Here is a 23097-nt window from a genome sequence, read left to right as displayed (position 1 = left end):
ATTGATGCAGGTGCGTGCTCATCGGTTCACGCGGAGAGCGTATGCAAGCGGCTACGAAGTCCGATTCGCGCATTGCGATAACAGGGTGCGCCTATCGTTTTCCCGGCGATGCGACGTCGCACGAATCCTATTGGGCGCTGCTGGATTCGGGGCGTTCGGTGATCCGCGACACGCCCGTTGACCGCTTCGACATCGAGCCATACTTCAACGAAGACGGCAGCGTGCCGGGTACAACCTACGCGCGCGGCGGCGGCTATGTGAATGGCGCGTTCGAGTTCGATCACAGCTTCTTCAGGATCTCGCGTGCCGAGGCGATGTCGATGGATCCGCAGCAGCGCTGGATGCTCGAATTGTGCTGGCAGGCGCTCGAGAGCGCAGGCATTGCACCCGGCGCGGTGCGGGGACGCAGCATCGGCGTGTTCCTCGGTAGCGGTGAAGTCGATTATGGACGCCGCACGATGTGGTCCGGCGACATGACCCGGCTCACCACGTACGCGAGGCTAGGTACAAGCCGGCCCGTTCTCGCCGGCCGGATCGCATACTTCCTGGGCGTGCACGGGCCTGCGGTGTTTGTCGATACAGCATGCTCCACGTCGCTTACTGCGGTACATCTCGCTGCGCAGAGTCTGCGCGCAGGCGACTGCGACATTGCGATCGCCGGCGGCATCAACCTGATTCTCTCGCCCGAAGAGACGATCGCGGGCGCACGCTTGCAGGCGATGTCGCATTCGGAGACGTGCCGACCGTTCGATGCAAAAGCCGACGGCTACATGCGAGGCGAGGGCGGCGGCGTGATCGTGATGAAGCGTATCGACGATGCGCTTCGCGACGATGACCGCATCGACGCGGTGCTGGCCGGCTCCGCAATCAACAACGACGGGCCGAGCAATGGGCTGACCGCACCGAACGGTGTGGCGCAGGAAAGCGTGATTCGCACCGCGCTGCAGAGAGCCAACGCGAAGCCCGAGTCGGTTGCCTACGTCGAAGCACACGGCACCGGAACGCAGCTAGGCGACCCGATCGAGCTGGGGGCGTTGCGCAACGTCTACGCGAAGGATGTTCAGCGAAACAATGCGCTGCTGGTCGGTTCGGTCAAGGCGCAGATCGGGCATCTGGAAGCGGGGGCGAGCATCGCGGGATTGATCAAGGCGATGCTGGTTCTGCAGAAGCGCCGTATTCCGGCGCAGGCCAATTTTCTGGAACCGACTCCGCGTTTTCGCTGGGAGGGCAGCCAGATTCGCGTGCCGCGCGAAAGCGAAGCGCTGCCGGACGATGACTCTTTGGTCGGCGTCAGCGGGTTTGGTATCAGCGGTACCAATGTGCATGTGTTGCTCGCAAGAGCGCCGTCGAGAGAACCCGTCGCTGATGCGGGTGCGGGTCCGCATGTTCTGACGCTGTCGGCTAAAACACGCGACGGTTGTGTCCGTCTGGCGAAGGAATATCGCAACGTGCTGAGCGACACCGAAACCGCGTTGCGCGATGTCTGCTACACGGCAAGCGTCCGGCGAGATCACTGGACTCATCGTGTCGCGGTAGTGGGCAACGCAAAAGAGCAGCTGGTGCAGGCTCTGGATGATTTTCTCGCCGCGAACCCGACGGGTACGTGGCATACGTCCGAGGTCACACCATCTCGTCGGCTGGTTTTTCTGTTCCCTGGACAGGGATCCTGGAAGCCGGGCGTCGGCGCGCAACTGTACAACCAGAATGCGTTCTTTCATCAGTTTGTCGACGAATGTCTTGCTCATCTCGATCCGGCACTCGCCGCCGATGTGTTCGCCGCGATTCGCGGTGAACATCCGGAGACGGTCCGGCATCGGCAGGGGCAGCTCGCGCATTTCGTGGTTCTGCATTCGCTTGCACGAACGTGGATCGAGTTGGGGCATACGCCGGACGTCGTGATCGGTCATTCGCTCGGCGAGCATGTCGCTGCGACGATCGCTGGTGTGATGTCGCTTGAGGATGGTCTGAAAGCGGTTGAAGCGCGCGGTCGTCTGTTCGATACCGCTACGCCGCCGGGCGCGATGCTCGCGGTTGCAGCGAGTGTGGCAGAGCTCAGGCGTCTCTTCGATTTCGGCGATGACCTCTTTATCGCGGGGATCAATGGGCCGGAGCAGACGGTCGTCAGCGGGACGGCCTCTGCGGTCGAAACCGTGCTCACCACGATGACGGGAATGGGCAGACGCGCGTCGCTACTCAGCACTTACGACACGCCAGGGCATTCGCCGATGCTCGCGCCGATGCGAGCCGGATTCGCCGAAGCGCTGTCGAAGCTGCGTTTCCAGTCGCCAAAAATCCCGTTGATCTCGACGCTCACCGGAAAGGCGGCGAACGAAGCGATCGCGACGACCGAACATTGGCTGGATCTCGTCGAGAACCCTGTGCTGTTTTCCGATGCACTGAGCCAGCTGACCGATCAGGACTGTGTGTTCCTGGAGGTCGGGCCGGGCGCAGCGTTATCGAATCTTGCGCGCGCGGCGACGCAGAAGTGGGATCAGGCGATTTCGTCGCTCGCCGATGCGCCGGACGAAGAAAGCACCGAATCGTCCGGCTTTGCACATGCATGCGCAGAGTTGTACTGCGCCGGGTTGATGCGGAACTGGGCTGCGCTTTATCCGCAGCCGCTGCAGCCTGTCGATCTGCCTGGTTATCCGTTCGAGCGTGTTCATCTGGAGCTTCCGTATGAGGCTGGAACGGTTGCTCGCGACGGCGTTGCTATCGCAGGGCCAACCGTCCCGCGATCTCTCGACGCAAGCACAAGAGACTCCGATGTGGGATCTGCCGGCGCGGAGAAAGCCGCGGTTGGAGCAGGCGTGGTCGACACCATTCGACAACTCGTAAGCTCTGTAGCGAGCGACACGGTCACGCTTAACGACGATGCACCATTGATTTCCAGCGGCTTCGATTCGCTTGCGCTAACCGAGCTCAGAGTGCGGCTTCAGCAGACGTTCGGACGCGCATTGCCGGTCGCATTGCTTGCGAGGGGTGTTTCGGTTTCGGGAATTGCCGCGTTCTTCGGTAATGCGTCGACTGGTGTCACGCCGGCTCAGACGCAAAAGAGCGGGGACGTAGGCACGTTCCGCGCATCCGGCAACACACCGTTAGCCGAAGACTCCCCCGTCGTCGTGTTGCGCGAAGGACAGGGCGAAACGATTGTACTGATCCACCCGGTAGGCGGCGATGTTCTTTGCTATGGAGAACTCGCCGCCGCATGGCCAGGCGACCCGACGGTAATCGGCCTCAGGCACCCCGATGCAGATCGACCCGTCCTGCAAAAGCACCGACCGCTTGCGGAACTCGCGCAGCTCTATCGCGAGGCGCTAGAGCGGTCGTTAGGGCGAGTTCCCGATCGGCTTGGCGGATGGTCTTTTGGCGGCATGGTCGCGCTGGAAATGGCCGCGCAGTGGGAACGGGCGGGTCAACCGGTGCCGCCGTTGATGATCGTCGACAGTCCGCTCCCAACGGGCGACTTCGCGTTGCGACTAAAAGCGATCGCAGGCACGCTCATCGACGCGCCATCGCTTGCCGACGTCGATGCGCTGCATCGCGATGAACGCTTCATCAAGCTTCTCGATCGCGACCTGGGCCTCGAGCAGATGCGCGAACGGATGAAGCCAGCGGAGTTCGCGCGTATCGCACGGTTTTACGCGTCGAACGTGCTGTCGATTGCGTCGCGGGATTTCGCACCCGTCAACGCCGGGATTCTGTATGCGCTGGCAGCAAAAGGCGGCGGTAACGGCCGCTCGAGTGACGATGTAGTGCCGCACCTGAAGAAGCTGACGACGGGCGCTATCGATGTAGGTGTCTTCGACGACGACCATAACTCGATTGTCTCCGCTGCTTCTGTACAGCGACTTGCTGCGTTCCTCGGCAGCCCTGTCGTAGAAGAACGAATCGAAGCGAACGGCCGCTGACGAACCACGTTACCGATACGAGGAAACATTCATGCACCACGACACCCAGGTGGCGCTCGCCAGGCGCATCTTCGATCTGATCGATGCGCGTGGTACGGACATGAGCGATACCTGTACACGCAATCCTGTGTCGGCCTATGCCAGCCCCGCCGTCCTGAAGCAGGAGCGCGAGCAGCTGTTTCTGAATCGCCCGTTGCTGATTGCGGCAAGCTGCCAGCTCAAGGCACCCGGCGACTACCTGACCGATGACCGCTGCGGCGTACCGATTCTTCTCGTGCGCAATCGCGATGGCGAACTCAACGCGTTTGCCAACGTCTGCCGTCATCGTGGCGCGCGGTTGGCGCAAGGCTGCGGCAGCGACGCGTCGTCGTTTGTCTGCCCGTATCACGGCTGGGGCTATAACCTCGATGGGAAATTGCGCGTGCTGTCGCCGCGCGGTGCGTTTCCTGGTCTCGATTGCGATCACACCGACCTGGTGCGACTACCGGTAGCGGAGCGGCATGGGCTGGTGTGGGTATTGCCGCGACCTGGCGGGGAAATCGACGAAGAGAGGCTGGTTCCCGGACTCGACAGCGAACTGGCGTCGTACGGTCTCGGCGATTTTGCGCACTTCGAAACGCGCACGCTTGAAAAGAAGCTCAACTGGAAACTCGCTGTCGATACGTTTCTCGAAAGCTGGCACGTCGACAAGCTGCATCGGGAGACGATCAACACGATCTTTCTGCCGGGCATCGGTCTCGTCGACACGTTCGGCGACAACATGCGTCTCACGTTTCCGCGTCGATCGATCGTCGAGTTGCGCAATCAGCCCGAGAGTACGTGGGATCTGCTGCGCCATACCCTGATCGTCTATGTCCTGTTTCCGAACACGCTGCTGAACTGGCAGGGCCGACACGTCGAGATCTGGCGGATGTTTCCCGCCGACGGCGAGGATCCCGGCCAATGCGTGACCGAAGCGTCGCTTTACACGGCGACGCCCATTCCTAACGAACCGGTCAGGGCCCACTGGACGCGCAACATGGATCTGTTGATGAGCGTCGTGGAAAGAGAAGACTTCGAGCTTGCGGAAGATATTCAGCGCGGCTTTCGTGCCGGCACGCAGGAGTTCATCACGTTCGGCCGGCACGAGCCTGCACTGAGTCATTATCACGAGCGTCTTCGACAGGCGCTTGTGTCGCGCGGGTCACAGTGACTGCGGCAGTGACCGATCGCCTTATTTCCCCGCGCTTGTCCAATGCCGGCTGCGACCGATAAAAGCGTCGACGTCCGCCTCGCGAAGCGGTTCGGAGATGAAGAACCCTTGACCTTCGATGTCCTGCAACGTCTTCGCCCATTCGAACTGTTCGGCCGTTTCGAGGCCAGTGATCACAATCCGCTTGCCGTGATTTTTCGCGAGATGAACCAGCGTCTCGAGCATCCGCGTCAATTCATCGTTCGACACCACATCGCGGATCAGCGAACGATCGAACTTGACGATGTCCACCGGCAACTGCTGCAGCAGCGTCAGCGAATTGAAGCCGGCACCAAAGTCGTCGAGTGCAACGCGAACACCGATTGCCTGCACTGCATGGATGACCTCGACCAGCCAGTCCAGCTGGTCGGGAGGGACGACATCCGTCAACTCGATTTCAAAGCGGCCCGGATCGATGTCCTGCGACTCAATGAGCGCGGAGAGTCGGCCGGGAAAATCTTCGCTGCCGAGTTCCACCGGCGATAAATTGATCGCGATCGACAGGTCGTCGTGTCCGGCTGCTTTCCATTGCGTCAGCAATCGGGCGGCCCGATGGATAAGGAGATTCGTGAATCGACACGCAAGAAACGAATCCTCGACGAGGCTGATAAAGGACGTCGGCTCCAGCACGCCTCTTTCGGGATGCTGCCAGCGGATCAGGTACTCGAAGCCGGACAGGCCGCATTCCTGCAATGCCAGCTTGGGTTGCAGGACGAAAAAAAACTCATCCTCGCGAAGCCCCCGTTCTGCATCGCTGACCAGATGCTCTGCCGCAAATATCCGATTCATGAATATCCCAATAAGCCAATTCCTAGGAGTTTCGGCGATCTTTCTTCCTGAATCAACTTCAAGCCAACAATTTTGAGAGTTCTATTTCATGGAATTAAAAAATGTAAGCTTGCCTATTGTAAATAAGGATTGAATTTTCTTTGAAGGGAAAAGAAAGAATGCTGAGTCACGATAGCAGATTTCCTTGTCGGAAAATATTGCGTTGCCGGAAATTTTTCGAATGAGCGATGTCGTAATTATTGCCTGCTGTGTCAAACCTGCCGGGAAGGGCAGCGTCGGGTAAACCAGGCTGGTTGGCCGTGACATTGATGTGGCACTGCTTCAATCAATTCCACCGAATGGAATTTCCATGCTGGCTCGGCCACAAAAAAATGAAATTGCGTGATCATCGCCATTTCCTGTTGACGCAAATGTAAAATTCCTTTTAATTTGTATTACAAGTTGATATGGTCATGAGGTTTTCTAATAAATATTTCTAAATTTCGATGAAAAGTCGGTTTGGAAAGGTTTCGAATCCCCGTTTCCCATGGGGTGAGATGACGGGGACGTGCCAGCTGACTGCGATATCGGTCGTATCGGGGGACCTGCCGGCAGGCGACGCGGTATTCCACAGATACGGATCAACGCGCCATCTAACCCAATGTGTGACGGTCGATTGACATGACGGGAAGACTTTTGGGCCTGGGACGACGTCGTCGACGTAATGAAAACGAAGACTGGCCGACGACACGCACCTATCCGGATCTCACGAGAGAATGGATGGGGCTAACCTTAGCGCTGATGCTGGTTTGCATCGCGATCACGGCAACACAAATGTTGTATCACGTCGATCTGGCGTTTTTCGATTTCGTGTCGCGGGTTGCTCGCCCCGCAGCCGCCAGGAAGGTCGTGGCGGTGGTCGTCGATGGCCACACGATCGAGCGTCTTGGCGACTGGCCATTCAGTCGGGACATTCGCGCACGCATGATCGACCGGCTCGCCGGAAACGGGGTAGCGGCAGTCAGAGTCGATTTGACGAGCCTGTATGCGGACGGTTCTGACGGAGAGAACAATGCGGCTTCGCGCGATACGACCGCACGCGATAAGGAAACCCGTCCGTACGCGGCGCGCGACATAGAGGAAATCCGCGCGGGCGTGAGGGATGTCGACACGGTATGGACAGGCTTTTCGACCCACGAAGCGATAGCGCCCGAAGCGCGGCAAGGTGTGACTCGTAGCAGTCACTCATCGATAGTCGGTGCGATGGATCGACAACTGTCTTTTGTCCCGGCCTTGCTTGCCGGCGCGCTTTCCTGGCAGCCCGGTTTCGATATTCCGGCCGATACAAGTGACGCAAGCGAGGCAGATCACGTCAAGCCCGCAGCAGAAAGCTGTTCGCGACTGTTATCGGTTCGATGTAGCGAGCCCTACGAAACCTACTCGTACATCGATGTCCTGCAGGGGAAAGTGCCGTCGAGCAAGCTGAGCGGCAGGTTGATCCTCATCGGTTCGGCCACCCGAGGGCCCGGCGCGCGATTGATGGCCTCCACCGCCGGTGGGTTCTGGCGGGCAGGTATCGACGTTGCCGCTGGCGAGATCGACACGCTCACCCCTTCCACGATGACGCGTGAGGTCGATTTCAAATACAAGCTGCTGTTCAATGAGATTGTTGTCTGTTTAATCTGCGTTTTGCTTTATCTGCTTGGTCCTCGGGCGGGTTTGCTGGCGGTTGTCGGTATGTCGACGGCTATCGCGGGGACTGCGTTTCTATTGTTCAAGCTCGAATATCGGGTCGTGCCGCCGGCTACCGGAATTTTTGTCTGCGCGGTGGCCTACATGTTGTGGACATGGCGACGTCTCGAGGCGCTGCTGCGCTTTATGGCGCTCGAGGCGGAACGGATGGCCGCCGAACCGTCGCTGCCGGCGAAACCTTCGAACGACAGGTTTTTTATCGACCCCGTTCAGCGTCAGTTGAACACGACAGCCGAGCTAGACGAGCGCGTGCGGCGGTACCGCGAACTCGTCGACGAGTGGGTCGACAGTCTTCCCGAAGCGACGTTGATTGCATCGACTGCAGGCACCGTCATTCTGGCCAACGAGCGCGCGGCGATCCTGTCGAAGCATCCTGGCGTCGATCAAACCGCGAGGGGTTCGCAGGCGGGACGCTCGGTGTCCGAGGTGCTGTTCCAGATCACCGCATCGCATCGAGCGATCGAGTTCGTATCGCAGGCGCTGGCATCGCTCGATCACTGGTCGGACGGCGGCGATCTGCCGGTTCAAACGGAGTCGCTGCTCGATCAGGGCATTGAAATTGCGAACGCGCGCGGAGGACTTTCGCTGCTGATCAAATGCGCGCCGATCAAACCGTCCGCGTATCGAGAGGGCGCATTGATCTTTCATGTGGCGGATGTTTCGTCCGTGCGGATGGCAGAGCGGCAGCGAGACATGGCGTTGCGATTCCTGTCGCACGACATGCGATCGCCTCAGGCGTCGATACTCGCGCTGGTTGCGCAGGCGTTGCGCGATCCGTCGCGATACACACCGCAGAAGTTCGCCGAACTGGTTTCGCAGTACGCGACCCGAGCGCTTAGCCTGTCGGACGATTTTCTCTTTCTTGCGAAGGCAGAGAGCTTGCCGCCAAAGCTCGCGCCGGTCGATCCCGCGTTAGTGCTGGGAGATGCAATCGACGATCTGTTGCCGCAGGCCAGCGAGAAATCGACGGTCGTCAATCTGATCGCGGAGCCGGGGCAAACCACGATCGCCGATGCGCAACTGCTGCGGCGCGCATTCGCGAACCTGATCGGGAATGCGATTAAATTCAGCCCGGAATCTTCGACCGTCGACGTTCACTTATCGGAAACGGAACATCACCTGAAAATCTCGGTGGCCGATCATGGGATCGGGATCTCCGAACAGGATCGAGGCAAGCTGTTCCGCGAGTTCACGCAACTGCATGGGAAGTCGCCGTCTTCGGGACATGGGCTGGGTCTTGCGTTCGTGAAGACCGTCGTCGATTCGTTGGGTGGAAAGCTGCTAGTGCAGTCGAAGCTGGGGGAGGGGGCGACGTTTCTGATGTTTCTGCCGAAGCATGATCATGGCGCGGGGTAAAGCAGGGGAATTCAGGTGGCACAGTCGGGCGTGAGAGGGTGCCCGTTTTGATCGATGAACCCACGCTGCCGGTTGCCGGCGCGTGGCATGCTGTTCAATCGGTGTGCAGTTGCGATCAAGCCCATGATTTTTTGCAAATCATGGGCTTGATGATGAGTCTTGGCGGAGAGACGGGGATTCGAACCCCGGATAGGTTATTAACCTATACACGCTTTCCAGGCGTGCGACTTAAACCGCTCATCCATCTCTCCAGCGGACGCGCATTATAGCAAACTCCCGGCGCGGCGCCAGTCGCGTGGACGGCGACGCGTCATCGACATGTGAACCTCACCGACAGCAAGCTCCGTCGAATACACGATTTGCATAGTCGAATTCATCGTTTGGGCGGGCACGACGTGGCCGGTAGCATCGAGCGCACTGCTTCCTTCGTGCTCATCCGGCACTCTCATCATGTCCACCGTCACGCTGTCCCCCTCCATCGACGACGACGTCGCCGAAGTTCACCGCTCATCAACACAGTCCACGACGATCGTCCGTTCCGCGCAGGATGTATCGCGTCTCGTCAATGCGGGCGCGAAGCCTGGCAGTCACGCGCGCATCGTGATCGCAATCGCGCTCGGCGGCGTGTTTCTCGATGCATACGATCTGACGTCGCTCGCGTACGGCATCAAGGACATCGCGCGACAGTTCGCGTTGACGCCGGTGCAGGTCGGCTTCGTCGCGTCGGCGATCACGTTCGGTGCGATTCTCGGCGCGGCTGTCGGCGGCTATCTGACGGATCGCATCGGACGCTATCGCGTGTTCATGGCCGACATGCTGTTCTTCGTCGTCGCCGCGATCGCGGCCGGACTTGCACCGAACGCGTGGGTGCTCGGTGGCGCGCGCTTTTTGATGGGCTTCGGTGTCGGACTCGATCTACCGGTCGCGATGGCCTTTCTCGCGGAGTTCTCGCGCGTGTCGGGCAAGGGCAACAAGGCATCCGCGATCACCGCGTGGTGCCCCGCGTGGTACGCAGCGACGAGCACCTGCTATCTGCTGATCCTCGGCCTGTACGCGGTGCTGCCCGAATCGCACGCGGGCTGGCTGTGGCGCTTGACGCTCGCGTTCGGCGCCGTGCCCGCGCTCGCGATCATCGCGGTGCGCAGCCGCTATATCAGCGAATCGCCGGTGTGGGCCGCGAATCAGGGCGACCTCGAAGGTGCGGCGCGTATTCTTAAGCGCACGTACGGTATCGATGCAACCGTGCAGCGCACGGAGCACGTTCCCGTTCACGCACCGCGCGCCGCAAGCTGGCGCAACTACGCGGTCCTGTTCAACGAAACCTACCGACGTCGCACGATTCTCGCGGCCGTGATCGGCGCGGCATCGTCGTTCGGCTATAACGCGGTGATCTTCGGGCTGCCGGTGATCATCGCGAGCTTCCTGCAGCAGGGACCGTTGACGACGATCGTCGCGTCGCTCACGCTCAATCTTCTGTTCGCGTTTGTCGGTGGTTTGATCGGCGTGCGCACCGCGCACAGCATCGGCGCGTGGAAGATGACGGTGGCGGGCGTCGTGCTGCAGTTCGTCGCGCTGATCGGGCTCGCCGCGATCGGCAAGCCGGCGGCGCCGGTGTTCATCGTGCTCGCGATCCTGCTGCTCGGCGCGTATCTGTTCGGTCAGGGCTTCGGGCCCGGTTCGCATTCGATGACCTACGCGTCGCTCAGCTATCCGACTTCGTTGCGCGGCGTCGGGGTCGGTTTGAATCAGACGCTCGTGCGTACCGCGTCGACGATCTCGCTGTTCCTGTTCCCGGTGCTCGCCGCCGCGCTCGGCACGAAGGTGTTCTGGGTGATCGCGCTCGCGCCGCTTGCATCGCTGACCGCGTTGCTCGCGATTCGCTGGGAGCCGTCGGGGTACGACGTCGATAGCGAGGACTATCGCGAGGGCACCGGCGTGATACAGCCGGCACCGTGAGCGCACCGCAACCGCTACCGCGCTACCGCAATCACCCCAATACTCGCGCACACGACGAACGCAGAGCCCGCGATCTGCAACAGACTCAACGACTGGCGCAGCACCACAAAACCCGCGAGCGCGCCGATCGCCGGCTCGAGGCTCATCAGGATGCCGAATGCGGCGGCGGGAATCCGTCGTAGCGCGATCATTTCGAGCGCGTAGGGCAGCAGCGGCACAAGCACCGCGAGGCCGGCCGTCGCGCCCAGTTGCGCGAGCGGCACGTGTGCGCCGCTGTCGATCAGACCGAACGGCGTCGCGACGAGCGCTGCCGCGATCAGCGAGATCGACAGGCCGTCGAGGCCAGCGAAAGCGGCGCCGGTCTTTTTCATCAGCACGATATAGCTGCCCCAGCCTAGCGCGGCACCACCCGCGAGCAGCACGCCCATCGCACCGGCTGACGATCCGCCGATCCACCCATGCCCGTCGCGCGCGAGCAGCACGACGCCCGCGATCGCGAGCGCCGGCCACACGAGCGCGCGCCAGCGACGCACGCCGACCGTTGCAACCGTCAACGGACCGAGGAAATCGATCGCGACTGCGAGCCCGAGCGGAATGCGCTCGATCGCGGCGAAGAAGCACAGCGTCATGCCGGCCATCGCGACGCCGAGCACGCCCGCAGACAGCCAGTGCGCAGCGGCATAGCCGCGCAGCTTCGGCCGCACGATCAGCGCGAGGACGACGGCCGCCCAGCAGAGGCGCAACCACGTGGTGCTCAACGAGCCGAACGCGGCCATCGTCGGTGCGGACAGCGCGGCGCCGAACTGCACGCTCGACATCGACATCAGCGCGAGCAGCGCCGCGACGCCGGCCGCGCGACGCGGATGCGGTTCGTGCTGCGCGCCGGCAGCAGAAGGAGCAGAAGGGGCGGGGGCCAACGTTGACGGAAGCGTGTCTTCACGCATGATCGAATTCCGGAATGCCCTGAGCGGCGAAGTCCCGATGATATCGGTCGCGCGGCGATTAAGATAAGCTGATATTTCTTATGACCGTATCACGGATGCTGATGATGCGAGACCTCGACAGCGCGCTACTGCGCGCCTTCGTGACGGTGGCGGAGACGGGCGCAGTGAGCGCGGCGGCGGTGCGTCTCGCGCGCACGCAGGCGGCGGTCAGCATGCAACTGCGCAAGCTCGAGGACGAAGTGGGGCAGCGGCTGCTCGACCGTTCGCCGCGCGGCGTGCGTCTGACCGAAGCGGGTCATCTGCTGCTGCCGTACGCGTACACGATTCTCGGTGCTGCCGCCGATGCGCGTCGCGCGTTGAGCGCGGGCCAGGTGTCGGGCACGGTGCGTCTCGGCATGCTCGAGGATATCGCGGTGGGCCGTCTGCCGCGCGCGTTGCGGCGCTTCTCGACGGCCTATCCGCGGGTCGCGCTCGAGATCGTCGTCGATACGAGCACGGTGCTGTCGAACAAGCTCGCCGACGGCGGCCTCGACGTGGTGGTCGCGGACCCGTCGCTCGTCGATGCGGTGCCGCTCGTCAGCTGGACGCAGCCGCTGTTCTGGGTCGGCGCGCGTGGCTTTGACCGCGTGGCCGAAACCGAGCTGCCGGTCGTCGCGTTTGGCGGCGGCTGTCTGTGGCAGCAGAGCGTGTTGACGGCGCTGCGGCGTGCGGGTATCGCGTGGCGGATCGTCTGCACGAGCACGAGTTTGCCGGCGGTGCAGTCGGCGGTCGAAGCGGGGCTCGGCGTGTCCGTTCTGCTCGACGGCAACATCCGCCACGAATCGATGCGCGTGCTCGGCCGTAACGATCGACTGCCCGAACCGCCTACCGCCGACTTCGCGCTGTTCACGCGGCCCGTGCCCGGCGCGCATGCTGCCGCGGTGCAGGCGCTGCAAAATTTTCTCTGCGAAGAACTGAATATCGATGTCGATGGGGGCGAGGGTGCGCCGGTTGGGACGCAAGCGGCGCGCGACGTCGGCGCGCATTGAATGCTTCGCATAGGTACGACGAAGCGCCGGCTGAAGGCATTGCCCTCGAGCCGGCGCTACATCGACGATTCGTCGAAGTCGCAGAACGCGAACGTGTCAATCGTCGTATCTGTGGTGAGCGGTTTGCGCGGGCGGCCGCGCGACGCGACCGGCCCCCGACCGCATCACCGTCGTACGACGCCCATCAGCAGCGTGACGAGGAAGATCACGATGAAGATGAAGAACAGGACCTTGGCGATTTCTGCGGCGCCCGCCGCGATGCCGCCGAAACCGAACACGGCGGCGATGATCGCAATGACGAAAAAGATGGCTGCATAACGAAGCATGAGACCTCCACCGATGGTGTGTTGATATGAAATGATCACGCGCGCGGTGCGCATGCCGTGTGTTGTCTTAGCAACCGGCATGCCTGGCACCGGTTGCCATCCGCGAGCCGCGCGGGCAAGCTCGCGGTTTTGCACCGATGCTTTGCGAAGCCCTATCCAAAGGCTCATTTGAAAATGCACAGGATTCTGGTCAGCGCGTGTCTTGCCGGCATGCCGGTGCGTTACGACGGCCGCGCGAAGACGCTGCACGATGCGCTGTGGCAGACGTGGTCCGACGAAAGACGGCTGGTGATTGTGTGTCCCGAAGTTGCGGCCGGTTTCCCGACGCCGCGTCCGCCCGCTGAAATCCAGTGGCATCAGAACGGCGCCGACGTGCTCGACGCACGCGCGACGATCGCCGACGACACGGGCAGCGACGTCACCGCGCTTTTCATCAAAGGTGCGCAGCACGCGTTGCAACTCGCGCAGGCGCATGGCTGCCGCTATGCGTTGCTCGCGGACGGCAGTCCGTCGTGCGGCAGCAGTTTCGTCTACGACGGCACGTTCAGCGGCGCGACCCATCCGGGCGCGGGCGTGACGGCCACGCTGTTGCGGCAGCATGGCATCGACGTGTTCGCGCCTGCGCAGATTGCCGAGCTTGCACAGCGGATCGCGGATGATGAAGCGTGATCCTGCGGTGCGGCAGCTTCGACGGTGATGTCAGAGCCATCCCGTGTGTTGCCGGACCAGCATCGTGAGCGCACCGATCGCTACGAGCAGCAGTACGACACCGGTGATCCGGTCGATGGCTGCGTGGTGTCGTTCGAATCGCGCGACGACGGCCGGATGTCCAATGCCGATCGCGACGAGTACATCCCACGCGAGCACCGCGCCGAACATCCAGACGCCGTATACCAGTTGCACGCCGAATGTCGCCTGCCGCCCCGCGAGGACAGAGAAAAGACTCACGTAGAACAGCGCGTTCTTCGGGTTCAGGATGGCGGACATAAAGCCGCTCGCGAAACGCAGCGGCCATCCGGTCTGCGCGGCGGCGCCGATGCGCGAGTCCATTTCGTCTGATCCACTCGATCCGCGCGTGACCGGCGATTTACCCGCATGGCGCAGGAACAGTACGCCGAGATAGATCAGATAGCCGCATCCGGCCGCTTCGATGATCACGAACGGTGTGCCATGCCGGCGCAGCGCCGCGAAGCCGCCGATAGCGAGCGCAATGAACACACCATTGGCGAGCGCGATGCCGAAACAGACCACGTTGGTCTTACGCCAGCCACGTAGCAACGCGCTGCGCACGACGAGAAAGAAATCGGGTCCCGGACTCAGCAGCGCAAGAAAGTGCGCACCGGCGACCGCGGCGAACTGTTGTAGCGAAATCCCCATGACGGCTCCTTGAATGGAAACCGAGTGTCGTGGGAAGTGGGCGCGCCGTATTGAAGAAAAGTGCGCGACGTGGAGCCGGGCGCAGGTAGGTGACGTTATACGTCGTCGTGTGCGTTGCAGCGGCTGTAGCCGCCCGGTGTCACCGCGACGCGCTGCTTGAATACGCGCTGGAAGTGGCTCTGATCGGCGAAACCGAGCTCGTGCGCCACGTCGGTCAAGGCGCGGCCGGCGCGCAGCAGCGCGCGGGCACGGCGAATCCGCAGATCGAGCTGGTACGCGTGCGGCGTCATGCCGGTCCGTGCACGAAACGCGCGGATGAACGCGTAACGGCTCATGCCCGCGAGCGCGGCGAGTTGCTCGACAGGCAGCCGCTCGCCGCAGTCTTCCTCGAGCAACGCGACGATGCGCTTGAGCCTCACCGGCGCGAGCCGCGGCGGCTGGGCCCCGGGAAGCGGCGCAGGGAGCCAGCCGCGGCCGCCTACGAACTCGATCAGCGCCGTTTCTTTCTCTGCCGGATCGGCAGCGGAAAAGAGCAGGTCGTTCAGTGCGCAGAACTGCTCGTACGCAGCGCGCGCATGACCCACGGCGGGATGCGCGAGCGGGGCGGCCGCGTCGTCGTCGCTTTCGGCCAGCACCGCGTGTACCCAGTCGCGATCCAGGTGAAGCATCTGATAGCTCCACGACGCGCCCGGCTCGGGGTTGCACGCGTGCACATGGCCGGCCGGCACCATCACGAGGCTGCCGGGCATGACACGCGTCGTTGTGCCGTCGGACGAAAAGAGGCTTGTGCCGTGATCGACCGCTCCAATGGAGACGGTGTCGTGCGCGTGCGGCACGTAGCACGCGTGGCTGCGGCATGCACGACGGCTCTCGACGAAGGGTAGCGCGCGGTCGCGCCAGAAAATCTGGGTTGCCATGAACGCATTCTGTCACAGCGCGCGAGGCGTCGGCTTTTCATGGCGAGTTAATTCGCTGCAGCTGTAATCGCTAACGTTTGCGAGCATTAAAGATGCGCGAAATGGCGCCGTTAACGCTTAGCATCGACGGTTCAAAAAATGCGCTCCGCTATATCGATTTCAATTGCCGGGATATTACGGCTCGCTCAAGGGCTTGCGTTGACCGTATTCGCCGGAACCACGATCTCGACGACGATTGCGGTCGCGACGTGAGCCGCGCCCCCAGCCGCTGCACAGTTTTCATTTAACAATGGTGCCATTTTCAGGATACCTCGGTTAAAATCCGCCGCGCTTCGTCCGTAATGCCGGGTCGAAATGGATGCGTAAGTCGGAAAAATATTCAGCATCGAATCATTCGCCGGTCATTATTGAACGAGGGTTTGCCCGATAGAGGACTTTCGGCTTCGCCTGCAATCGCATTTGCAACCTCATCACTGCAATCGCATTCGCGGCCGACTGGAACCAGAACATTCTGACGATCAAATGGCCATGAACGTGCGGATTTTCCCTTTCATTCCGTTGTCCCCGGATGCGACTTCGCCGGTTCGCCGATCGGGCGGTCACGCGCGGCGCGTGACGATTTCGCCGAGGCGACCGCGCACCTCGACGCTTCACGCGACCCGCTAATCCTGTTGCCCGCCGCGCCGCGCGAATCCGCGCGGGCGCCGCGACACGTCCGGAACGATACGACTTGAAGAACGCCCGACGAGGACTCGCCATCGCGACCATGCGCATGGCGCTAGACGAAATGGTCGCGAATGCGCTGATCGCGCTGCTCGCGCTTGCCGCGACGTTCGCGCCGACCTTCACGTTTGCACAGACGCAGACGCTGACTCAACCGCAGGCGCAGACACAAGCGCAGACCCAGGCCGGACGCCCCGAACCCCTGCGCCGCAACGTCGCGTTCTTCGACGGCCCGCAACCGCCCGTCGCGCTGCTGCAGGCCTTCGACGCCGTCGTGCTGAACCCGTCGCGCGGTTTCGATCCGTCGACGCATCCGCTCGCGCACACGATCTGGTTCGCGAAAGTGTCGAAGGCAGGCACGGCGCTCGATCCTTCGGCATTCGTCGCGCAACGCATCGAGCCGTTGTGGCAGCGCGGCTATCGAGGCTTCGAACTCGACACGCCCGATGCGATCGCGTCGATCGATGCGATCCGCGCGGCGCATCCGGACGTGCAGCTGATCGTCGGCGGCGCGGATGCGTTGCGCGCGGCGTTACCGCATGCACGCGGGTTGTACGCCGTGCTCGGGCCGCCGCTCGTGCGTGGTTTCCCGGATGGCGATGACGGCAATGACCCGCGTTCGGTGCGCGACGTGTCGGGAGCGGATCGCACCGCGCGCGGCGACGCGGCGCACGCGTTCACATCGCAGACCGGTGTGCCGGTGCTGTCGATCGAAATCTGTCCGCGCACCGACCGCGCATGTGCGCGCGCGATGGCTGCGCAAGTCATCGCGACGGGCGTCAAGCCGTACGTCACCAGCGCGGCACGCGACGTGGTCGGCATCGGCTCGATCGAGGTGCTGCCGCGCAAGGTACTGATCGTGCAGAACCGCGACGCCGACCAGCCGCTCGACGAAACGCTCGGCGTGCGCAACCTCGCGACGCCGCTCAACTACCTCGGCTACGACGTCGAGTACGCGGACCTGAACGCGCCGCTGCCCGCCGACATCACGCCCGACCGCTACGCGGGCGTGGTCGCATGGATCGAGGGCGCGGACCCGGTCGATCCCGCGACGTGGCAGCGCTGGATCGACGCGCGCATCGCGGACCACGTGCCGGTCGCGTTCATGGGCCAGTTCGGCTTCGACGCGGCGGAGCAGGAGGGCGCAGCGCTCGATCTGCAGCCGGTGCCGGGCCCGTTCGCGGGGCCGGTCGGCGTCGTCGTGCACGATCCGATGATGGGCTTCGAGATCGCCCCGAAGCCGGATGCACGCGATCTCGTCGGTATCCATGTAGGCGACAGGAGCAGGCCGCTGCTGCGCCTCACGGCGTCGGGCAGCACCGTCGATGCCGCTGCGATCACGCCGTGGGGCGGCTACACGCTGAGCCCGCACACGATCGTGTCGCTGAACGGCATCGGCCAGACGCGCTGGGCGATCCAGCCGATCGCATTCATGAGCGCCGCGCTGCGGCTCGTGCCGATGCCGTCGCCGAGTGTGACGACCGAGAACGGCCGGCGTCTGTTCATGACGCACGTGGACGGCGACGGCTATGCGTCGCGCGCGGAGTTTCCCGGCGCCGACTATTCCGGCGACGCGCTGTATCAGCAGATTTTCACGCGCTACAAGGTGCCGATGACGCTGTCGGTGATCGAAGGCGAAGTGGGTCCGAGCGGGCTGTATCCGAAGATTTCGCCGCGCCTCGAAGCGCTCGCGCGTCAGATGTTCGCGCTGCCGTATGTGCAGATCGGCTCGCATACGTACTCGCATCCGTTCCAGATGGCCGACCTCGATCTGACGACCGGCACGCGGGTCGATCGTGTGGATCGTGGAAATGGCGGCGACACCGCGTTCTCGCTGAACATTCCGGGCTACACGTTCAACCTCGATCGCGAGATCACCGGCTCGATCGACTACATCAATTCGCGTCTCGCGCCGCCGGGCAAGCGCACCGAAGTGCTGCAATGGCCCGGCGACTGCGAACCGCCCGCGATCGCAGTGCGCAAGGCGTACGAAGCCGGCGTGCAGAACATCAACGGCGGCGACACGATCATCCGCAAGTCCGCGAACAGCTGGACGCACATCGCACCGATCGGTGTCGACAAGGGGCCGGGCGCGTACCAGGTGTATGCGCCGAACCAGGACGAGAACGTCTACACGAACAACTGGCTCGGTCCGTTCTACGGCTTCACGCAGGTACTCGAAACCTACGACATGACCGACCGGCCGCTGCGCTTCAAGCCGATCGACGTGTACTACCACATGTACAGCGGCACGAAGATCGCATCGCTGCGCGCACTCGACCAGATTTTTTCGACGGTGCTGAAGCAGCCGGTGCTGCCGGTCTACATCACCGACTACACGCACAAGGTGCTCGACTGGCGCAGCTTCGCGGTCGCGCGCGAAATGATCGGTGGCGCGTGGGTCGTGCGCGGCAACGGCAACGTGCGCGAACTGCACTGGCCGCGCAACGATGCGCCGAACCTGCTCGCGTCGTCCGGTGTGACCGGTTATGCAGCGGGCCCGGACGGCACTTACGTGCACATCGCCGACGGTGCGGCGCGCGTGGTTTTTCCCTCGGCGTCGGGTGCTGCGTACGGCGAGAACACGGTGCCGTACATCGCGGAAGCCAATGGTTTCGTCCGGCATTTTCGACGCACCCCCGGGCATCTGGATTTCGAATTCGGCGGCTACTACCAGCCGTTCGTGAAACTGGCCAACGCGCAGAGCTGCAGTGTGCAGGTCGCGGGGCAACAGGTCGCTACGAAACGCGACGGCGCGTATCTGCGTTTCGATACCGCAGCGAACCCGGTTGAGCCGATGCGTTATCAGCCTGTCGAGATCTACTGTGGTCGATAACCGTCCGCGCATCGTTCCGCTGTGGCTCGTGCTGTTGCTGGCGGGCGTCGTGCTGCTGACCTGCTACGCGGTCGCGCCGCGCGGTGGCCTGCGCGAGCGGATGGCGACGGTCGGTGCGCCGAGCGATCTGAGCGCGGCGTACCTCGAAGCGTGGCTGAAGGTGCGGCCGCGCGATGAAGAATTCCTGTCGATGCTCGGTGCGCAGTACGTCTCGCTCGGCCGTCTCGCGGACGCGAGCCGCATCGTGCAGCGGATGGACGCGCAGCCGTCCGCGCGGATGCGCCAGGATGCGATGCGTCTGCGGCTCGCGATCGCACAGCAGCGCACGTTCGCGATGCCCGCCGACGATCCGCGTCGCGCGGCGTCGCTCGATGCGTTGCGCGCGCAGGTCGCCGATGCGGCCGCGCTCGACTGGTCCAGTCACGATCTCGCGTGGCTCGCGCAGTACGCGGCGTCGGTCGATGCGCCCGCGCTCGCATTGCGCTTCTACGCACGGCTCGCGCAGCAGGACGTCGCGCATCGGGACCAGTGGGACGCGGAGGTTGCGCGCTACGCGCTGCAGACCGGCGATTACCGGCAGGCGGCCGACAGCTGGTTCCGTCGCGAGGCCGATGCACCGACGCTGGATGCGCAGCGGCATTGCTTTATCGAAGGCATTCACGCATTGCAGGCGGGCAACCTGACCGCTGACGCGATCGCCGTCGCGCAGCGGCAGAGCGACACGCTGATCGACGATCAGGCGACGCTCGTCGCGCTGCTCAATCTCGCGCGCGCGGCGCAGAGGCCGGATCTAGTCGAGCGGTATGCGAAGGCGCTCGCGCGGCGGGCGGGGTTTAGCGGGATCGCGTACAGGGTGCCTGATGGTCGACTCGGCGCGCCGATGCGCGTGCCCGCACATTTGCCACCGACATACGCCTACCGCGACGGCCCAATGCCACTCGCACTCGCCCTGCGCGCAGCATCGGCAAACTACAGACCTCAGTACGACCGCGTGCGCGTGCTCAAGGTCGTCGCTTCGACCACTCACACGATCCGCGTCACGCCCGCACAACCGGCAGCAAAGACCGTAACGCCTGACGTAGCCGATCTGTTGTATCAATCGTTCCTCGAATCGTCCGACCCATCGAGCGCGCAGAAAATCGCGCAGGCACAGCTAGCAAAAGACCCGCAATCGACGCTGTGGCAAAAGCGCCTCGCGCAGGTCGCCGAGTGGAACAAGTCCCCCGATCTCGCGCTGAAGTCCTGGCTGCAATACGCACGCGCCACCGACGATCCGCTCGGCTGGCAGAACGTGCTGCGCATCGCGCCGATGCTCGATGACGACGATGCGTACCTCGCCGCGCTGCTGCACAGTGCGCGCGCGACGCCGGACGATCTGAAGCTCGTCGACCTGGTCACCGCGACGTACGAACGCCTGGGCCGTCCCGACGATGCGATCGCGTTCCTCGAAAACCTGCCGCGCGGCGGCGAGGCGAACGCACTCGACGAACGCACCGGCGCGCTCGCGGAACGTGCGGGTCACGACGACAAGGCGCTCGCGATGTATCGACGGTTGCAGCAGCGCGACCCCGGCAATCCGCGCTACGCGCTGCACACGGCGAGCGTGCTGTACCGCGACGGCGACTACGCCGGCGCACTCGCGGCGATGACAGCGGCGAGCCACGTCGCGAAAAACGACGACACCGTGTTCTGGCGCAACTACGGCGAACTCGCGCGGCTGCTGCAACGCGACGATGCGGCGCACGACGCGTACCGTCATCTGCTCGCGGGCGGCGACGCCACGCCCGACGACCTCGGCGACATGGCGTACTTCTACGACGCGTATCCGATCGACGCGGGCCGCATCTCCGAGCTGCGCTATCAGCGCGATCACACGGTGCGTGCGTTGCAGGAAGCGGTCTACTATTACACCGATGCCGGCGCGATGGAACGCATCGACGCGTTGCTCGCGGGTCTCACGCCGCAGGAACGCGCGGCCGCCGAAGCGTCGCCGGGTTTTCTGGGCGTGCGTGCGGAATACGAGCGGCAGACCGGTCGTCCGCTCGATGCGCTGCATGACCTGCAACGCGCGGTCGATCTGCCGGGCGCGTCGGCGGATCTCGATGCCGCATTGCTGTGGACGCTCGTCGATTACGGCACCGATGCCGAGCTGCGTGCGGCGCTCGTGCGCTGGCGCACGACGGCCGCGCAGAGCGCGCCGCTGTGGGGACCGTACGCGGCGGCGGAGCTGCGTTTGAACCGCCCCGTCGATGCGCTCGAATACCTGCGTCGTCAGTCCGTGCTGATGTCGCGCGATCCGCTGTGGCTGCTGACCTATGCTGATGCGCAGGAGATGGCGGGGCGGTCCGACCTCGCGTGGTCGATCCGTCGCAAGGTGTGGTTGCAGATGCGCGCGGATGGCACGCAACAAACAAAGCAGACGACCGCGCGCGGCACGGCCCGCACGCGCGCATCGCAGGACGCCGAGACGCGGATGCAGTTGCGCAGCCGCCGCGTCGCGCTCGCGGGTGACTTCGCGGATGCGGACACGGCCGCTGCACTGCTCGACGATCTGCTGAACGATGATGCGACCCGCGCGGACGTCGTGCGCGAACGTCGCACACGGCTCGGCGATACGCACGGGCTGCCGCCGCTCGACGTGTCGAAGCACATGTCCAAGGCAACGACTGCCGCGCTCGACAACGACCGCCAGCTACGTGCCGCAGTTGCACGCGACGTCGCGGTTGCATGGGCGCTGTCGCACGAAGCGAATCCGCTCGCGAAACGCTGGCTCGCGTTGCAGGCGGTGAACCGTCTTGCGCAGCCGGCCGCCGCGCAGCTGACCGTCGCACTCGCCGACAACGACGTCGCGACGATGCAGCGTCTGCTCGCGCAAGGCACACGTCTGCCGCGCTACGACCGGATCGATGCGACGGTCGCTATCGATCATCCGGCGCAGGCGGAAGCGCTCGCGTTCGACGGCCTCGACGGCGCACCCGACGACACCGAGATGCATCGACGGCTCGTCGAGAACGCGCTCGCGTGGCCGCAATCGCTCGATGCGACGGTGACGAGCTACGTCGAACATCCGCTCGACTATATCGAGCAGACGATCGCGGGCAGCCGCAAGATTGCCGAGCACTACATGATCGGCGTGACCGGCACACAGGACTTCCAGCGTTCGACCGATGTGTCGCAGCTCGTCGGCGTGCCGTCGGTGGATCGCTCGGTGAACGTCTATGCGCGCCGTCAGACGCTCGATACCGCGTTCACGATTAACGGCGGCCGTCGCGAAGCGCTCGACAGTTTCTATACGTTCGGGATCGGCGCCGAGTTCGGACGCAACTCGCCGTTGCAGCTCGGCGTGCGCGCGGGCCGCAACCAGATCGCCGACGAACTGCCGACACTGCGCGTGGGCGGCATGAAGGACAACGCGATTGCCGACCTGACGTGGCAGCTCGGCGAACGCATCACGATGTCGGGCAGCGTCGAGGCGGACCGCTTCTACAGCCAGGCGCGCACGTACCTCGGCAGCGGCGTGCTGTCGACTGCGCAGTTGAGCTACCGGATTCGCACCGCGTATCCGGACTACACGGTGCGGCTCGTCGGTATTCATGGCGACTACGGTGCGAGCGGCCACGCGGATTCGCTGATCTCGTCGCTGCTACCCGCTACCGATCAACCGGCCACAGCCGGCAACTTCATTCCGGCGACGTATTCGCAGTACGGCTTGTTCGCCGGCTTCGGCAACGATCTGCGCGAGCAGTACACGCATCGCTGGCGACCGTTTCTCGACGTCGGCATCGTGCACGATTCGATTCAGGGATGGGGGCCGGAGGTCAGCGCGGGCATCGCGGGAACGGTGTTCGGCGGCGATCACGCGGCGCTGTTCGTCGAGCATCAGCGGGTGTCGAAGATCGGCACGCCGGTGACGGTGCTCGGCGCGCGTTACAACTGGTTTTATTGAAGCATCAATTGAAGCAATAAAGCGGC

General features: G+C 63.4%; 13 protein-coding genes and 1 tRNA gene. 8 read left to right on the top strand and 6 right to left on the bottom strand.

Going from position 1 to position 23097, the window contains the following annotated elements; genetic code table 11:
- Nucleotides 1-41 precede the first annotated feature (41 nt).
- Entirely contained in the window at nucleotides 42-3911 is a 3870-nt protein-coding gene (locus E1748_RS22095) for a type I polyketide synthase (protein WP_133649265.1), read from the top strand.
- Between the two features lie 31 nt (nucleotides 3912-3942).
- Nucleotides 3943-5103 carry an aromatic ring-hydroxylating oxygenase subunit alpha gene (locus E1748_RS22090; protein WP_133649264.1) on the top strand — a complete coding sequence of 387 codons (1161 nt, stop codon included), beginning with the start codon at nucleotides 3943-3945 and terminating at the stop codon, nucleotides 5101-5103.
- Nucleotides 5104-5124: 21 nt separating this feature from the next.
- Here E1748_RS22090 and E1748_RS22085 read toward each other — a convergent pair whose 3' ends face one another.
- The gene (locus E1748_RS22085) at nucleotides 5125-5931 is read right to left on the bottom strand and encodes an EAL domain-containing protein (protein ID WP_133649263.1); all 807 of its coding nucleotides are present in this window, start codon (nucleotides 5929-5931) and stop codon (nucleotides 5125-5127) included.
- 759 nt (nucleotides 5932-6690) lie between these two features.
- Between E1748_RS22085 and E1748_RS22080 the strand changes: the two genes are divergently transcribed.
- The gene (locus tag E1748_RS22080; RefSeq protein WP_166653606.1) at nucleotides 6691-9018 is read left to right on the top strand and encodes an ATP-binding protein; all 2328 of its coding nucleotides are present in this window, start codon (nucleotides 6691-6693) and stop codon (nucleotides 9016-9018) included.
- Nucleotides 9019-9178: 160 nt separating this feature from the next.
- Here E1748_RS22080 and E1748_RS22075 read toward each other — a convergent pair.
- A tRNA-Ser gene (locus E1748_RS22075) sits at nucleotides 9179-9269 on the bottom strand.
- 199 nt (nucleotides 9270-9468) lie between these two features.
- Between E1748_RS22075 and E1748_RS22070 the strand changes: the two genes are divergently transcribed.
- Entirely contained in the window at nucleotides 9469-10974 is a 1506-nt protein-coding gene (locus tag E1748_RS22070) for an MFS transporter (protein WP_133649261.1), read from the top strand.
- A 14-nt stretch (nucleotides 10975-10988) separates the two neighbouring features.
- Here E1748_RS22070 and E1748_RS22065 read toward each other — a convergent pair whose 3' ends face one another.
- Nucleotides 10989-11918 (bottom strand): EamA family transporter, encoded by a 930-nt coding sequence (locus tag E1748_RS22065; RefSeq protein ID WP_133649260.1) that lies wholly within the window; start codon nucleotides 11916-11918, stop codon nucleotides 10989-10991.
- A gap of 101 nt (nucleotides 11919-12019) precedes the next feature.
- Between E1748_RS22065 and E1748_RS22060 the strand changes: the two genes are divergently transcribed.
- On the top strand, nucleotides 12020-12946 hold the full coding sequence (locus E1748_RS22060; protein WP_205965271.1) for a LysR substrate-binding domain-containing protein: 927 nt from the start codon (nucleotides 12020-12022) through the stop codon (nucleotides 12944-12946).
- 164 nt (nucleotides 12947-13110) lie between these two features.
- Here E1748_RS22060 and E1748_RS22055 read toward each other — a convergent pair whose 3' ends face one another.
- Nucleotides 13111-13272 carry a DUF1328 domain-containing protein gene (locus E1748_RS22055; protein WP_133649474.1) on the bottom strand — a complete coding sequence of 54 codons (162 nt, stop codon included), beginning with the start codon at nucleotides 13270-13272 and terminating at the stop codon, nucleotides 13111-13113.
- 174 nt (nucleotides 13273-13446) lie between these two features.
- Between E1748_RS22055 and E1748_RS22050 the strand changes: the two genes are divergently transcribed.
- Nucleotides 13447-13941 (top strand): 2-thiouracil desulfurase family protein, encoded by a 495-nt coding sequence (locus E1748_RS22050; RefSeq protein ID WP_133649259.1) that lies wholly within the window; start codon nucleotides 13447-13449, stop codon nucleotides 13939-13941.
- Between the two features lie 30 nt (nucleotides 13942-13971).
- On the opposite strand, the gene E1748_RS22045 is transcribed toward E1748_RS22050, so the two are convergent.
- Both E1748_RS22045 and E1748_RS22040 read right to left on the bottom strand, forming a co-directional pair.
- Entirely contained in the window at nucleotides 13972-14649 is a 678-nt protein-coding gene (locus tag E1748_RS22045) for a LysE family translocator (RefSeq protein WP_133649258.1), read from the bottom strand.
- Between the two features lie 95 nt (nucleotides 14650-14744).
- Complete coding sequence (locus E1748_RS22040; protein ID WP_133649257.1) at nucleotides 14745-15566, bottom strand: helix-turn-helix transcriptional regulator; 822 nt, start codon at nucleotides 15564-15566, stop codon at nucleotides 14745-14747.
- A 766-nt stretch (nucleotides 15567-16332) separates the two neighbouring features.
- Between E1748_RS22040 and E1748_RS31820 the strand changes: the two genes are divergently transcribed.
- Entirely contained in the window at nucleotides 16333-19125 is a 2793-nt protein-coding gene (locus E1748_RS31820) for a bifunctional glycoside hydrolase/polysaccharide deacetylase family protein (RefSeq protein WP_420819347.1), read from the top strand.
- On the top strand, nucleotides 19115-23071 hold the full coding sequence (locus tag E1748_RS22035; RefSeq protein ID WP_240766721.1) for a tetratricopeptide repeat protein: 3957 nt from the start codon (nucleotides 19115-19117) through the stop codon (nucleotides 23069-23071). Before E1748_RS31820 ends, E1748_RS22035 begins: the two co-directional genes overlap by 11 nt.
- Nucleotides 23072-23097 lie beyond the last annotated feature (26 nt).

The sequence above is a fragment of the Paraburkholderia flava genome, assembly GCF_004359985.1.
Classification (GTDB): Bacteria; Pseudomonadota; Gammaproteobacteria; order Burkholderiales; family Burkholderiaceae; genus Paraburkholderia; species Paraburkholderia flava.
The sequence above is the reverse complement of the archived record's forward strand: the minus strand, read 5'-3'. Positions and strand labels throughout refer to the sequence as shown.